Source organism: Geobacillus jurassicus NBRC 107829, assembly GCF_001544315.1.
GTDB lineage: Bacteria > Bacillota > Bacilli > Bacillales > Anoxybacillaceae > Geobacillus > Geobacillus jurassicus.
In genome coordinates, this window is the sequence record NZ_BCQG01000034.1 from 24,574 (window position 1) to 40,552 (window position 15,979).

Annotated in this window: 11 protein-coding genes; 10 read left to right on the top strand and 1 reads right to left on the bottom strand. The window is 55.0% G+C overall.

The window, feature by feature from the left end; genetic code table 11:
- Together argS and GJ1_RS11055 are read left to right on the top strand one after the other, a co-directional pair.
- Positions 1–1,674, top strand: a complete 1,674-nt coding sequence (argS, locus tag GJ1_RS11050) for an arginine--tRNA ligase (RefSeq protein WP_066232309.1) — start codon at positions 1–3, stop codon at positions 1,672–1,674.
- 72 nt (positions 1,675–1,746) lie between these two features.
- Positions 1,747–1,914 (top strand): XapX domain-containing protein, encoded by a 168-nt coding sequence (locus GJ1_RS11055; RefSeq protein ID WP_066232312.1) that lies wholly within the window; start codon positions 1,747–1,749, stop codon positions 1,912–1,914.
- A gap of 144 nt (positions 1,915–2,058) precedes the next feature.
- Here GJ1_RS11055 and cls read toward each other — a convergent pair whose 3' ends face one another.
- The gene (gene cls / locus GJ1_RS11060) at positions 2,059–3,249 is read right to left on the bottom strand and encodes a cardiolipin synthase (RefSeq protein WP_066232315.1); all 1,191 of its coding nucleotides are present in this window, start codon (positions 3,247–3,249) and stop codon (positions 2,059–2,061) included.
- A gap of 536 nt (positions 3,250–3,785) precedes the next feature.
- On the opposite strand from cls, the gene GJ1_RS11065 reads away from it, so the two are divergent.
- The 8 genes from GJ1_RS11065 to rpoE all read left to right on the top strand — a co-directional run.
- On the top strand, positions 3,786–5,882 hold the full coding sequence (locus GJ1_RS11065; RefSeq protein ID WP_066232318.1) for a 4Fe-4S dicluster domain-containing protein: 2,097 nt from the start codon (positions 3,786–3,788) through the stop codon (positions 5,880–5,882).
- Between the two features lie 161 nt (positions 5,883–6,043).
- Positions 6,044–7,222: an acetyl-CoA C-acetyltransferase gene (locus GJ1_RS11070; RefSeq protein ID WP_066232322.1), complete on the top strand. Its 1,179-nt coding sequence runs from the start codon at positions 6,044–6,046 to the stop codon at positions 7,220–7,222.
- A gap of 233 nt (positions 7,223–7,455) precedes the next feature.
- Positions 7,456–8,307, top strand: coding sequence for a 3-hydroxybutyryl-CoA dehydrogenase (locus tag GJ1_RS11075; protein WP_066232324.1), 852 nt, complete (start codon positions 7,456–7,458; stop codon positions 8,305–8,307).
- A 113-nt stretch (positions 8,308–8,420) separates the two neighbouring features.
- Positions 8,421–9,554, top strand: coding sequence for an acyl-CoA dehydrogenase (locus tag GJ1_RS11080; protein WP_066232325.1), 1,134 nt, complete (start codon positions 8,421–8,423; stop codon positions 9,552–9,554).
- Between the two features lie 283 nt (positions 9,555–9,837).
- Positions 9,838–10,980: an acyl-CoA dehydrogenase gene (locus tag GJ1_RS11085; RefSeq protein ID WP_066232329.1), complete on the top strand. Its 1,143-nt coding sequence runs from the start codon at positions 9,838–9,840 to the stop codon at positions 10,978–10,980.
- Positions 10,981–11,172: 192 nt separating this feature from the next.
- The gene (locus tag GJ1_RS11090; RefSeq protein WP_066232332.1) at positions 11,173–11,805 is read left to right on the top strand and encodes a TetR/AcrR family transcriptional regulator; all 633 of its coding nucleotides are present in this window, start codon (positions 11,173–11,175) and stop codon (positions 11,803–11,805) included.
- A 17-nt stretch (positions 11,806–11,822) separates the two neighbouring features.
- A complete protein-coding gene (gene icmF / locus GJ1_RS11095; protein ID WP_066232337.1) occupies positions 11,823–15,083 on the top strand; it encodes a fused isobutyryl-CoA mutase/GTPase IcmF in 3,261 nt (1,086 codons plus the stop codon).
- 340 nt (positions 15,084–15,423) lie between these two features.
- Positions 15,424–15,979, top strand: a 556-nt coding sequence (gene rpoE, locus GJ1_RS11100; RefSeq protein ID WP_066232340.1) for a DNA-directed RNA polymerase subunit delta, incomplete at its 3' end; no start/stop codon positions are given.

The following is a 15,979-nucleotide window of genomic DNA, read 5'->3' on the forward strand; positions in this document are numbered from 1 at the left end:
GTGAACATTGTCGGACAAATCAAGGAAAAGATGAGAGCAGAAATCCGCGACGCGGCGGTGAAAGCGGGGCTGGCTGCCGCTGAGGAACTGCCGGAAGTGTTGCTTGAGGTGCCGCGCGACAAAACGCATGGCGACTACTCGACGAATATCGCCATGCAGCTCGCCCGCATCGCGAAAAAACCGCCGCGGGCGATCGCCGAAGCCATCGTCGGGCAACTTGACCGCGAACGCATATCGGTCGCCCGCATCGAGATCGCCGGGCCGGGATTTATTAACTTTTACATGGACAACCGCTATTTGACGGCGGTCGTGCCGGCGATTTTGCAGGCGGGACAAGCGTATGGCGAATCGAATGTCGGCAATGGGGAAAAAGTGCAAGTTGAGTTCGTCTCGGCCAATCCGACCGGAGACCTGCATTTAGGCCATGCCCGCGGCGCGGCGGTCGGCGATTCGCTTTGCAACATTTTGGCGAAAGCCGGGTTTGACGTGACGCGTGAATATTACATCAACGACGCCGGCAAGCAAATTTACAACTTGGCGAAATCGGTCGAAGCTCGTTATTTTCAGGCGCTCGGCACCGATATGCCGCTGCCGGAAGACGGCTATTACGGCGATGACATTGTCGAAATCGGCAAGCAGCTTGCCGAAGAATACGGCGACCGGTTTGTGCATGTGGATGAAGAAGAGCGGTTGGCCTTTTTCCGCGAATACGGGCTCCGCTATGAGCTCGAAAAAATCAAGAAAGATTTGGCTGACTTCCGCGTCCCGTTTGACGTCTGGTATTCGGAAACATCGCTCTATGAGAGCGGCAAAATCGACGAGGCGCTCTCCACCCTGCGCGAGCGCGGCTACATTTACGAGCAGGACGGGGCGACATGGTTCCGTTCGACGGCGTTTGGCGATGACAAAGACCGCGTCTTAATTAAGCAGGACGGAACGTATACGTACTTGCTTCCGGACATCGCCTACCATCAAGACAAGCTGCGGCGCGGGTTCAAAAAGCTTATCAACATTTGGGGGGCGGACCACCACGGCTACATTCCGCGCATGAAGGCGGCGATCGCCGCACTCGGCTACGATCCGGAGGCGCTTGAAGTGGAAGTCATCCAAATGGTGAACTTATACCAAAACGGTGAGCGCGTCAAAATGAGCAAGCGCACCGGCAAAGCGGTGACGATGCGCGAGTTGATGGAAGAAGTCGGCGTCGATGCGGTCCGTTATTTCTTCGCCATGCGCTCCGGCGATACGCATCTCGATTTTGATATGGACTTAGCCGTGTCGCAATCCAACGAAAATCCGGTTTACTACGTCCAATACGCGCATGCCCGCGTCTCGAGCATTCTCCGCCAAGCGGAGGAGCAGCGCATTTCCTACGAGGGCGAGTTGGCGCTTCACCATCTTGTTGAAACGGAAAAAGAGGTCGAGCTGTTGAAAGTGCTCGGCGATTTTCCAGAGGTCGTCGCCGAGGCGGCGCTGAAGCGGATGCCGCACCGCGTCACCGCCTATGCATTTGATTTGGCTTCTGCGCTTCACAGCTTTTACAATGCGGAAAAAGTGCTTGATCTTGACAACATCGAGAAAACGAAAGCCCGCCTCGCGCTCGTCAAGGCGGTGCAAATTACACTGAAAAACGCGTTGACGTTGATCGGCGTCTCGGCGCCGGAACAAATGTAAACGAAGGAGGGGGAGAGCGCCCCCTCTTTTTTGGGCATTCTAAAGAAAAAACAACGGTGGAGGACGAATCTGATGAAAGAAATCGTGCTGTCGCTTGTGACAGGCGTGATCGTTGGCTTTTTGTTTACGCTGTTCCGGTTGCCGATTCCCGCCCCTCCGGCGTTGGCCGGCATCGCCGGCATCGTCGGGGTGTATTTGGGCATGCGGTTGTTTCACTGGTTCACGGCGTTTTGGAAATAAGCGAACGCTTCATGACTAAGACCATCGAGAAACAGGGAGCAGAATCCCGGCCGGCGCAGTTTTGGCGGCATCAGGCGGCCAGCAGCGCCCGCCGGGGTTTTTTTGGTTGACCCGTTTTTTTTCGGAAATGCCCCGTAAAACCGGTCAAAGCCAGGCGGAGATGAGCTGGGAAATCGATTGTTTGCCGCGCTCAAGGAGCGAGCGCTTTTGCCAAAACTCGATCGTCAGCGGCTCGGCGCGCAGCAAATCGCGTTCGATCATCCGTTTGACGAGGCGGGTAAACGCGCGGTCAAACACGTAGCAGTTGATCTCGCTGTTCAAAAACAAGCTGCGCCGGTCGAAATTCGCCGTGCCGACATCGCACCACTCTTCATCGATGACGAGTGTTTTCGCATGGTAAAATCCTTGGTAAAAGCGGTAAATGCGCGCCCCCGCTTTCAACAACCGATAAAAGTACGGGTAGGCGGCCTCTTTGACAAATAAATGGTCCGCCTTCAGCGGTACAAGGACGGTCACGCGCACCCCGCGCCGAAGCGCCTGCATCAGCTCGTTAAACAGCGGCCGGCTCGGGATGAAATATGGGCTGCCGATCATAATTTCTTTTTTCGCTTGACGGATAATGTCGATAAACTGTTCTTCCAGGGCGGCCCCGTCGGTGGCGACGAACTGATGGCGAACGGCGCCGGCTGGAAGCGGCGGGAAGTAGCGGCGTTTGTCAGGCACCGTCCGGCCCGTTGCTTCTTCCCAGTCGTGCAAAAACTGCTCTTGCAAGTCGTGCACTCCTTCGCCGTTCACCTTTAAGTGATAATCCCGCCATTCGCCGAAGTCAGCGTCTTTCCCGTTGTATTCGCGGCCGATGTTAAAGCCGCCGACGTAGCCGATCCGCCCGTCGATGACCGTAATTTTCCGATGGTTGCGGCGGTTGAGGCGGTAAATGAAAAACGGAAAGCGCGGCTTTCGGGCATAGGCGAACTCCACCCCGCTTTCCTCGAGCGACCGGATGAGCGCTTTCGGCAGCCCGAAGCTGCCGACCCAATCGGTCAACACCCGCACTTTCACGCCTGCCGCCGCTTTTTCTCTCAAAATTTGGAAAAACAACGCGCTCGTTTCGTCGTTTTTGATGATGTAAAACAAGACGTGAATATGGTCGCGGGCGCGTCGCAGCTCGGCAAAGTAATCGGAAAATAAATGCCTGCCGTTGATATAGAGGGAAATATCGCTTCTCCGCTCCGGGTAGACGACTTTTTTGCGCCCGTTGCGGAAGATGAGCTGCCCAAGCTTGTCATCAAGATAAATAAGCAAGAATACGATGGCAATGACAGAAATGACGACCATATCTTCTCCTCCTGTGTCGATTCGATATGTATTAATGTGCCCGAGAAGGCGCAAAAATAGCAAAGCGAATGGCGGTCGATGTCTAGAAGGCTGTTGATCGAACGGGAAATGCGGCGCAAGGACGGGATTTTTCAAATTGAGCAGCCTTGATGAATGTTGTTTTCTTCTTTTCGCTTGGAAAATGTCCATTGACAGGGCAATGATCGTTTTTCAACGGCTTTCTAGGCGGTTGAAGCCAAAGACGGTGTGAACGATGATCAGAGTCGCTTGGCATCAGTTCCAGTCCTGCGGGAACATGTTCCCGCTCGAGCGGTGGGAACGGATGATGCGTCGAGGACGCAGGCGATCTGGGGCGGAACAACCGCTTCTCCCCTCTATGTTCGCTCCGCTGCGACGGAAAAGTTTTCGTTGCGGGAATGAAAAAAGACTATTGACTGAACGCTCATTCATTTGTACAATAGACGTAAAGCGAATTCTGAAAATTTGTTTTGTTATGGCAACACATTTGCTTGAAAAGCGGGGGAAGGGGAGAGAAGATGAACACCTTGTTGATGGTGAACTGGCTCGCGTTTTTGTTTGTAACCGCTTACGCCGTTTATTTGTTTGCGTATGTCGTCAAAACGCGGGCGATGTACATCAAACTCGGCAGAAAGGTCGAGTTTGACCACAATGTAAAGGAGCGGCTGCGAAAAATCTGGGTCAACGTTTTTGGTCAGAAGAAGCTGCTCAAAGACAAAAAAAGCGGTTTGATCCACGTCGTCTTTTTCTACGGCTTTATTCTCGTCCAATTCGGTGCGATTGATTTCATCATCAAAGGGCTTGCGCCGGGGGCGCATTTGCCGCTTGGGCCGCTGTATGCGGGATTTACGTTTTTCCAAGAAATCGTCACCTTGCTTATTTTGATCGCGGTGCTCGCCGCCTTTTACCGCCGTTATATTGAAAAGCTCGTCCGCTTAAAGCGCGATTTGAAAGCCGGGCTTGTCCTCATCTTCATCGCCGGGCTCATGCTGTCGGTGTTGTTTGGCAACGGGATGAGCATCATTTGGCACGGCGAAGAGGCGACATGGAGCGAGCCGGTCGCTTCGCTCATCGCCGGTGCATTTTCCTGGGTCGGCGAAACCGGGGCCGCAGTGCTTTTCTTTATCGCCTGGTGGGTGCATTTGTTGATTTTGCTCACGTTCCTCGTATACGTGCCGCAATCGAAGCACGCCCATTTGATCGCCGCGCCGATCAACGTCTTTTTCAGCCGACTGACGCGGCCGAAGCTTGCGCCGATCAACTTTGAAGACGAAAACCAGGAATCGTTTGGCGTCGGCAAAATTGAAGATTTTACCCAAAAGCAATTGATCGACTTGTATGCCTGTGTCGAGTGCGGCCGTTGCACAAGCATGTGTCCGGCGACCGGCACGGGGAAAATGTTGTCGCCGATGGATTTGATTTTAAAATTGCGCGACCATTTGACGGAAAAAGGGGCGGTCGTCACGTCGCGCACGCCGTGGGTGCCGGCGTTTGCCTTTAAAAATACGAGGGGCAATCAGCTCGCGTTCGCCGCAGCGTCGGAGCAGGCGGCAACGATCGAAATGCCGAGCTTAATCGGCGACGTCATCACCGAAGAAGAAATTTGGGCCTGTACGACATGCCGCAACTGTGAGGACCAATGCCCGGTCATGAATGAACACGTCGACAAAATCATTGACTTGCGCCGCTATCTTGTCCTGACGGAAGGGCGGATGAACCCGGACGCGCAGCGGGCGATGACGAACATCGAACGCCAAGGCAACCCGTGGGGATTAAACCGAAAAGAGCGGGAAAACTGGCGTGAGCTGCGCGACGATGTTCATGTTCCAACGGTAAAAGAGGCAACGAAAGCTGGAGAGGAAATCGAGTACTTGTTCTGGGTCGGCTCCATGGGCTCGTACGACAGCCGAAGCCAAAAAATCGCCCTTGCGTTTGCTCGGCTGCTGAACGAAGCGGGCGTCAAGTTTGCGATTTTAGGAAACAAAGAGAAAAACTCAGGCGATACGCCGCGCCGGTTAGGAAATGAGTTTTTATTTCAAGAGCTGGCGACAAACAACATCGCCGAGTTTGAAAAAGCGGGCGTCAAGAAAATCGTCACGATCGACCCGCATGCGTACAACACGTTCAAAAATGAATACCCGGACTTTGGGTTTGAGGCGGAAGTATATCATCATACCGAACTGCTTGCCAAGCTCATCGAAGAAGGGCGGCTCGTGCCGAAACATCCGGTCAACGAGCGCGTGACGTTCCATGACTCGTGCTACTTAGGGCGCTACAATGACGTCTATGACGCACCGCGGAAAATTTTGCGCGCCATCCCGGGCGTCGAGCTTGTCGAAATGGAGCGCAACCGCGAGCGCGCCATGTGCTGCGGCGCCGGCGGCGGTCTCATGTGGATGGAAGAGACGACCGGCAACCGGATCAACGTCGCTCGCACCGAGCAGGCGCTGGCCGTCAATCCGACGGTGATCAGCTCCGGCTGTCCGTATTGTTTAACGATGTTGTCAGACGGCACGAAGGCAAAGGAAGTGGAAGACCGCGTCTTTACGTACGATGTCGCCGAGATTTTGGAAAAATCCGTATTTGGCGAAGAAAAAGAAGAAGCAGCGTCATAAAAATAGTTGCACAGACAATTTGTATTTTTTAAAATAGTGAATATAAAGTAGAAGAGGAGGTGTACCGTTGTACACCTTCTCTTTCGCAACAAGATCGAGCGAGCGTTCAGTCTGTATTTTGTAATCGCTTTCTTAATCCAATCAAAAGGGGAGAGGAATGTATGAGGAAAACGGTGATTGTCAGCGGGGCGCGCACCCCGTTCGGAAAATTCGGCGGTTCTTTGCAAGCGCTGTCAGCGCCAGAGCTCGGCGGCATTGCCGCGAAAGAAGCGCTCGTTCGCGCCAATGTCAGCGCGGAGCAAGTCGATTACGTCATTTTCGGCACCGTCCTGCAAGGCGGCCAAGGGCAGCTCCCGTCGCGGCAGGCGATGCGCCATGCCGGCATTCCGTGGCACGTCCGCACCGAGACGATCAATAAAGTGTGCGCGTCCGGCATGCGCGCCGTGACGCTGGCCGACCAATTGATTCGGTTGGGAGAGGCCGATGTTGTCGTTGCCGGTGGAATGGAATCGATGAGCAACGCACCGTACGTGTTGCCGAAAGCGCGCTGGGGGCTGCGGATGGGCGACAGCACGGTGAAAGATTTGATGGTGTATGACGGCCTCACCTGCAGCTTTACCGGCGTCCATATGGGCGTCTACGGCGGGAATACAGCGAAAGAGCTTGGCATCACAAGAGAGGCGCAAGACGAATGGGCGTACCGCAGCCATGAGCGGGCCATCGCCGCTATCGAAGCCGGCCGGCTCGCGGAAGAAATCGTTCCTGTGACGGTTCCGCAGCGCAAAGGAGAGCCTCTCGTCGTCGAACGCGACGAAGCGCCGCGCAAAGATACGTCGCTGGAAGCGTTGGCGAAACTGCCGCCGGTGTTTGACCCGGAAGGAACGATCACCGCCGGCAACGCCCCGGGCGTCAACGACGGCGCCGCCACGCTCGTGTTGATGAGCGAAGAGCGCGCCGCCCGCGAGGGGCTCGAGCCGCTTGCGACCGTTGTCGCCCACACCGCCATCGCCGTTGAGGCGAAAGATTTTCCGAAAACGCCGGGGCTTGTCATTAACGAGCTGCTCCGCAAAACGGGAAAAACGGTCGATGACATTGCCTTGTTCGAAGTGAATGAAGCGTTTGCCGCTGTCGCATTGGCTGCCATCCAAATCGCCGGCCTTGACCCGGAAAAAGTGAACGTCAACGGCGGCGCTGTCGCCCTTGGCCATCCAATCGGCGCGAGCGGCGCCCGCATCATCCTCACGCTCATTTATGAGCTGAAACGCCGCGGGGGCGGCCTCGGCATCGCCGCCATCTGCAGCGGCGGCGGCCAAGGGGACGCCGTTATGGTGCAGGTGTAACAAGGCAAAAAGTCGTCATGCCCCGGCTGTCGCCGCCAAGGAGCTGCATGCCGCCGTCTTGTCCTCTCGGCGGTTGCCGCGGCGTGGGGCGGAGCGTTCCACCTTGTCCCTGGTTGCCGCGGGGCGCGGCGGCTTCTGTCACCGCCCGCCGTCTTGCTTGGCTGCGCCGACAGCAGGGTCCGGCATGTGCTTGAAATTAGGAAATACGCATTTGGTCATAGGAGGATCAGAGGATGGATGTGAAAACGATCATGGTCGTCGGCGCCGGACAGATGGGGTCAGGGATCGCCCAAGTGTGCGCCGTCGCCGGATATCAAGTGTTTTTGTACGACATTAGCGAAGCGCAGCTGGACAAAGGAATCGCGAACATCGAAAAAGGGTTCGCCCGCCAAGTGGAAAAAGGGAAAATGACAGCCGCGGACAAAGACGCGGCGCTCGCGCGGCTTGCCCGCTCCACCGACTTGCATGACGCCGCCGGAGCGGATCTCGTCATTGAAGCGGTCGTCGAAAACATGGATGTGAAGACGAAGCTGTTCGCTGAGCTCGATGCGATCGCCCGCCCGGAGACGATTTTGGCGTCGAACACATCGTCGCTGCCGATTACAGAAATTGCCGCTGCGACGAAACGGCCGGAGAAAGTGATCGGCATGCACTTTATGAACCCGGTGCCAGTGATGAAGCTCGTCGAAGTGATCCGCGGGTTGGCGACGGCTGATGACGTGTATGAAACGATCGAATCGGTCGCCCGCAAGCTCGGCAAAGTGCCGGTTGAAGTGAACGATTTTCCCGGCTTTATTTCAAACCGCGTCCTCATGCCGATGATCAACGAAGCGATTTACGCTTTGTACGAAGGGGTGGCGACCAAAGAAGCGATCGATGAAGTGATGAAGCTCGGCATGAATCATCCGATGGGGCCGCTCACACTGGCTGATTTCATCGGGCTCGATACGTGCTTGTACATTATGGAAACCCTTCATGAAGGATTCGGCGATGATAAATACCGCCCGTGCCCGCTCTTGCGCAAATATGTGAAAGCCGGCTGGCTCGGCCGCAAAACGGGGCGGGGGTTCTATACGTACGAATAACTTGCTGTTGTTGGAATGGGCGTCTCAAATCGCTGCGTTGTACCCGCGTTTTATAGCACGAGCAACTGCCGCTCTTGCAGCATGGATGAGCAACAAGACAAAGGGGGATTCCCATGGAATTTCGGTTTACAGAAGAACAAGAGATGATGCGGCAAATGGTGCGCGAGTTCGCTGCGGCCGAAATCGCCCCATTTGTCGAGCGCATGGAACAAGGCGAATTCCCGCGCCCGATTTTGGCAAAAATGGCCGAACTCGGCCTGATGGGCATCACCGTGCCGGAATCGTACGGCGGCGCGGGCATGGACTTTATCTCGTACATCATCGCCATTCATGAAATTTCCAAAGTGAGCCCGACCGTCGGCGTCATCTTATCGGTGCACACGTCGGTCGGCACGAACCCGATTTTGTACTTCGGCACCGAAGAGCAGAAACAAAAATACGTGACAAAGCTCGCTCGAGGCGAGTATTTGGGAGCGTTTTGCCTCACTGAACCGAGCGCCGGCTCGGACGCGAAAAGCTTGAAGACGAAAGCGGTGCGCTGCGGCGATCGTTACGTGCTAAACGGCTCAAAAATATTCATTACCAACGGCGGGGAGGCGGATACGTACATCGTCTTCGCCCGCACGAATCCGGAAGAAACCGGGAGCCGCGGCATTTCTGCGTTCATCGTTGAAAAGGGGACGCCAGGGATGTCGATCGGCAAAGATGAAAAGAAAATGGGGCTGCACGGGTCGCGGACGGTGACAATCACGTTTGAAGACGCCGAAGTGCCGGCGGAAAACTTGCTCGGGCAAGAAGGAGAAGGGTTTAAAATCGCGATGGCGAACCTCGACGTCGGCCGAATCGGCATCGCCGCCCAAGCGCTCGGCATCGCAGAGGCGGCGGTCGAACATGCAGTCGTCTACGCGAAAGAGCGGGTGCAGTTCGGCAAACCGATCATCGAGCAGCAAGGTGTCGCTTTCAAGCTTGCCGACATGGCGACGGCAGCGGAAGCGGCGAAATGGCTCGTCTACCGCGCTGCTTGGCTGCGCACGCAAGGATTGCCGTGCGGCAAAGAGGCGTCGATGGCAAAGCTCTTTGCCTCACAAACAGCGATGGACAACGCCATTGAGGCCGTGCAAATTTTCGGCGGCAATGGCTATACGAAAGATTACCCGGTCGAGCGGCTGTTCCGCGATGCGAAAATTACGCAAATTTACGAAGGAACGAGCGAAATTCAGCGAATCGTCATCAGCAAACATTTGTGATCTATGCAATGGAATGGCGAAGCCGGCCGACATTTCATCAACTGTCGGGCGACCGAACAACACCGCTTTCAGACCCTTGCAAGGGTCTAGAAAGCGGTGGGCTTCTCGGTCCTCCATCACGCCAAGGCGTGATGGAGGCAAGCTAGGGCTTGCTTCCGACAATCGAAAAATCAATGCCCTGCTTTTTGAGCAACGATATCCAGCTGCATTTATAGAGAAACAGTGACCACGCTGACACGGGGGACGAGGATTTCGGATATATAGGAAACGGGGGAATGAAACGATGAACTTTCAATTGAGCGAAGAACATGAAATGCTGCGAAAAATGGTGCGCGAATTTGCCGAAAACGAAGTAGCGCCGACTGCCGCCGAACGTGACGAAGAGGAGCGGTTTGACCGCGGCATTTTCAATAAAATGGCCGAACTTGGCTTGACAGGCATTCCGTGGCCGGAAGAATACGGCGGCATTGGCAGCGACTATTTGGCATATGTCATCGCTGTCGAGGAGCTGTCGCGCGTCTGCGCCTCGACCGGGGTGACGCTCTCCGCGCATATATCGCTCGCCAGCTGGCCGATTTACAAGTTCGGCAACGAAGAACAAAAGCAAAAGTATTTGCGCGCCCTAGCGACCGGGGAAAAGCTCGGGGCGTACGCGCTGTCCGAACCGGGCGCAGGGTCGGATGTCGCGTCGATGAAAACGCGCGCCATAAAAGATGGGGATCATTATGTTTTAAACGGCTCGAAAGTATGGATCACGAACGGCGGTGAAGCAGAAATTTACGTCGTCTTTGCCGTTACCGATCCGGAAAAGCGGCATAAAGGGATCAGCGCCTTTATCGTGGAAAAAGGGACGCCGGGCTTTTCGTTCGGCAAAAAAGAAAAGAAACTCGGCATTCGTTCGTCGCCGACGACGGAACTCATTTTCGAAGACTGCCGCATTCCGAAAGAAAACTTGCTCGGCCAAGAAGGAGAAGGGTTTAAAATCGCCATGATGACGTTAGACGGGGGCCGCAACGGCATCGCCGCCCAAGCGGTCGGCATCGCCCAAGGCGCGCTTGATGCCGCGGTGGACTACGCGAAACAGCGCGTCCAGTTCGGCAAACCGATCATCGAGCAGCAAGGGGTCGCCTTCAAGCTCGCCGACATGGCGACGGCCATTGAAGCGGCGCGGCTCTTGACCTATCAAGCGGCATGGCTGGAATCGAACGGCTTGCCGTACGGAAAAGCATCCGCTATGGCGAAGCTATTCGCTGGCGACACAGCGATGAAAGTGACGGTCGAGGCGGTGCAAATTTTCGGCGGCAACGGCTACACGAAAGACTATCCGGTCGAGCGGTTTATGCGCGACGCGAAAATTACGCAAATTTACGAAGGAACGCAAGAGATCCAGCGCCTCGTCATTTCGCGCATGTTGACGCGCGATTAACATCGCGCGTCATTTCATCTGTGCTGCCGTGCGGGGCGCGGTGGCTGTTCGGGGAAGTGCCGCACGGCATCTCCGGGTTGTACTGCCGTGTGAATCGCGGCAAAGTGCTTCCAGAGATGCGTTGCGCGAATGTTAAAAGCGGTTGGGGGGCCCTGCCGCTAAACGGGGAATGAATGGGGGAGAGAAATCAAAATGAAAAAGCGGGAAGTGATCGCGTCGGTCAAAGACGAAAAGCTCGTGAAAAAACGGCGCAATGAAATGATCAAAGGCGCGATTTCCTTGTTTAAACAAAAAGGCTTCCACCAAACGACGACAAGGGAGATCGCCAAGGCGTCCGGTTTCAGCATCGGCACGCTGTACGAGTACATCCGCAAGAAAGAAGACGTTCTTTATCTCGTGTGCGACCGCATTTACGACGAGGTGCGGGAGCGGACGGAACAAGACCTCGGCGCCCATCATGGAACGATCGAAGGGCTGCGGCGCGCCATCGCCCACTATTTCCGTGTCGTTGATGAACTCGATGACGAAGTGCTTGTCATGTACCAAGAAGTGAAAGCGCTAAGCAAAGAATCGCTGCCGTACGTGTTGAATAAAGAGCTTGATATGGCGGCGATTTTCGAACATATTTTGCGCGCGTGCGTCGAAAGCGGGGCGTTGTCGCTTTCTGAAAGTGAAATCCGCCTGTTTGCCCATAATATCGTTGTCCTTGGGCAAATGTGGGCGTTCCGCCGCTGGGCGCTTCGGAAAATGTATACACTCGATGAATATATCGAGCTGCAAACTGAGTTTTTATTAAAGGGGATTATGGAGAAACAGCGAGTCTAAAAGGGGGAGAAGAAACGATGGCGCACATTTACCGTCCGAAGCATCACGTCCGCTTTGTGACCGCGTCGAGCTTGTTTGACGGCCATGACGCTTCGATCAACATTATGCGCCGCATTTTGCAGGCGAGCGGCGCGGAAGTCATTCATTTAGGCCATAACCGCTCGGTCGAGGAAATCGTCAACGCCGCCATCCAGGAAGATGTGCAAGGCATTGCCGTTTCTTCCTATCAAGGCGGACATATGGAATTTTTTAAATATATGTACGACCTGCTTCAAGAGCGAGGAGCGTCTCACATCCGCATTTATGGCGGCGGGGGCGGCGTCATCATTCCGCGTGAGATCAAAGAGCTGCACGAGTATGGCATCGCCCGCATTTTCTCGCCGGAAGACGGGCGGCGTCTCGGTTTGCAAGGAATGATCAACGTCATGCTTGAGGAGTGCGATTTTCCGACCGTGACGGCGGTGACTGATGAACTTGAACGGCTCGCGTCCGGCGATGTGCAGGCGATCGCGCGGCTGATTACGCTGTGCGAATACCGCGCCGAGGCGGACAACAAAGAGGCGGCCGCGGCGGCGGAAGCGGCCATCGAACAAGTGAAAGCGATGGAGAAGCGCGTCCCGGTGCTCGGCATCACTGGCACGGGCGGGGCGGGGAAAAGCTCGCTCACCGATGAGCTCGTCCGCCGCTTTTTAAACGAGATTCCCGATATTAAGATTGCCATTTTGTCGGTCGATCCGACGAAGCAAAAAACGGGCGGGGCGCTGTTGGGCGACCGCATCCGGATGAACTCGATCAACTCGCCGCGCGTGTATATGAGAAGCTTGGCGACCCGCCATTCCCGCACGGAGCTGTCGCCGGCGATCCGCGACGCCATTTCTGTCGTGAAAGCGGCTGGGTTTGATCTTGTCATCATCGAAACGAGCGGGATCGGCCAAGGCGATGCGGCCATTACGGAAGTGTGCGACGTGTCGATGTACGTGATGACAAGCGAGTTCGGCGCGCCGACGCAGCTCGAGAAAATCGACATGATCGATTACGCCGATTTGATCGTTATTAACAAATTCGAGCGCAAAGGATCGGAAGACGCAAAACGGCAAGTGCAAAAGCAATATCAGCGCAGCCATCAGCTGTTTGACCGCGATGTCTCGGAAATGCCGGTATACGGCACGATCGCCAGCCAGTTTAACGACCCGGGCACGAACACGCTCTTTGTCGCGCTCGTCGATACGATCAACAAAAAAGCGGGTACGAACTGGAAGACGAGTTTAAAAACGGTCGCCAATGTCGAGAAGCATAATGTCATCATCCCGAACGAGCGCCGCTACTATTTGCGCGAAATCGCGGAAACGGTCCGATCGTATCACCGCCGCGCCGAGCAGCAAGTCGAGATCGCGCGCCGCCTCTTCCAAATCGAAGGGGCGCTCGAAGCGGCAAAGGAACGGGGCGAAGCCGACGACGTCATCCGCGCGCTCGAGACGCTCAAAGCCGATTATGAAGCGAAGTTGACGCCGGAATCGAAGCGCATTTTGGCGACATGGGAAGAAACGAAAGCGAAATATGCGGCGAAACAGTTTGTGACGAAAGTGCGCGACAAAGAGATCGTCACCGAACTGACGACGAAAACGTTGTCCGGTTTGGACATTCCGAAAGTCGTTTTGCCGAAATTCAAAGATTACGGGGAGATTTTGCGCTGGGTGTATAAAGAAAACGTCCCTGGCTCGTTCCCGTATACGGCCGGCGTCTTCCCGTTCAAGCGCCAAGGAGAAGATCCGAAACGGCAGTTTGCCGGCGAAGGGACGCCGGAGCGCACGAACCGCCGCTTCCACTACTTGTGCAAAGAAGACAAGGCAAAGCGGCTCAGCACGGCGTTTGACTCGGTGACGCTCTACGGCGAAGACCCGGACTATCGGCCGGACATTTTCGGCAAAGTTGGGGAGAGCGGCGTCAGCGTCTGCACATTGGATGACATGAAAAAACTGTACAAAGGATTTGACTTGTGCGACCCACTCACATCGGTGTCGATGACGATCAACGGGCCGGCTCCGATTTTGCTGGCGATGTTTATGAATACGGCGATCGACCAGCAAGTCGAGAAAAAAGAGGCCGAGCTTGGCCGCCCGCTCACGCCGGAAGAGTACGAGCAAGTGAAGGAATGGACGCTGCAAACGGTGCGCGGCACGGTGCAAGCCGACATTTTAAAAGAAGATCAAGGGCAAAATACGTGCATTTTCTCGACCGACTTCGCCTTAAAAATGATGGGCGACATTCAGGAATATTTCATTAAGCACCGCGTCCGCAACTATTACTCGGTGTCGATTTCCGGCTACCATATCGCCGAGGCCGGGGCGAATCCGATCACGCAATTGGCGTTTACGCTCGCGAACGGCTTTACGTACGTCGAGTATTACTTGAGCCGCGGCATGCACATTGACGATTTCGCGCCGAACTTGTCGTTTTTCTTCAGCAACGGCCTCGATCCGGAATATTCGGTCATCGGCCGGGTCGCCCGCCGCATTTGGGCGATTGTCATGCGCGAAAAATACGGCGCCAACGAACGGAGCCAAAAACTGAAATACCATATTCAAACGTCCGGCCGTTCGTTGCACGCCCAAGAAATCGATTTTAACGATATTCGCACGACACTGCAGGCGTTGTTGGCGATTTATGACAACTGCAACTCGCTGCATACGAACGCCTATGATGAAGCGATCACGACACCGACCGAAGAGTCGGTCCGTCGGGCGATGGCGATCCAGCTCATTATTACAAAAGAGTTTGGCTTGACCAAAAACGAAAACCCACTCCAAGGATCGTTCATCATTGAAGAGCTGACCGACTTGGTTGAAGAAGCGGTGCTGCAAGAGTTTGAGCGGTTAAATGACCGCGGCGGCGTGCTCGGTGCAATGGAAATGCAATACCAGCGCGGAAAAATTCAAGACGAATCGCTCTACTATGAAACGAAAAAACATAGCGGCGAACTGCCGATCATCGGCGTCAACACGTTCTTAAACCCGAATCCGCCGTCAGAGGAGGAACTGAACAACATCCAGCTCGCCCGGGCGACGTATGAAGAAAAAGAAACGCAAATCCGCAACTTGCGCGAATTCCAAGAGCGGAACAAAGACAAGGTCGGTCCGGCGCTCGAACGGTTAAAACAAGTGGCGACCAGCGGCGGCAACATTTTCGAAGAATTGATGGAAACGGTGAAAGTCGCCAGCCTCGGGCAAATCACCCGCGCCTTGTACGAAGTCGGCGGGCAATATCGGCGGAATATGTAATCACGGGCGTTTGGTTGGTTGCCGCTGGCCATGGGCGGTCTCGATCACAACGGTCGTTGGCGTGCCCGCCCGCCGGAAGCGACACGAACGGAACGCGAATGGGTCTGATGGGATAAAGACGAACTGGCTTCGTAAGGAAACGCGGAGCGGCGTGATCAAAGTTAGAGAGAAGTTTTGACAGCCAATCTGCTCGGGAGGAGGGCCGCCCTCGCTGCAGGGTTGCCCTCTTTTGCTTTTTTCAACAAATATGTAGCATAAACCCCGGCAATTTGTTTATAATGAATGGTATGTATTCCACTTGCATTCATTTGTTTCATTATATAGAAGGGGAGTGCTGAACTTGAGCCTGCAGCAGCAATACTCGCCAGAGGAATTGCAGGAAATGTCGTTCGTCGAGCTGGCGAATTTGATTTTGCTGGAAAAGCGGGAGGCGCTGCCGTTTGATCAACTCGTCCGTGAAGCAGCAGCGTTGGCCGGCATATCGGAAGAAGAGATGGAGGCGCGGCTTGCCCAATATTATACCGATTTAAACATCGACGGCCGGTTTATTTGCGTCGGGGAAAACGTCTGGGGGCTGCGCGCATGGTATCCGTTTGACCAGACGGAAGACGAAACGGTGACGATTGTCAAGCCGAAGAAGAAGAAAAAAGCGCTTGACGATGAATACGATGAGTACGATGAGCTGCTTGACGAAGAAGATCTCGATTACGACGATTTGGACGAATACGATGAGGAAGAGCTTGAGCTGGATGAAGACGAGCTCTTGGAAGATGAAGAGTTCGATTTGGATGAAGATGTTGCATTTGACGACGACCTTCTCGGCGACGAAGATTTTGAGCTCGACGATGCACCGCTCGATGAAGATCTCGATCTCGAAGAGCCGGAGGAAGATGAAG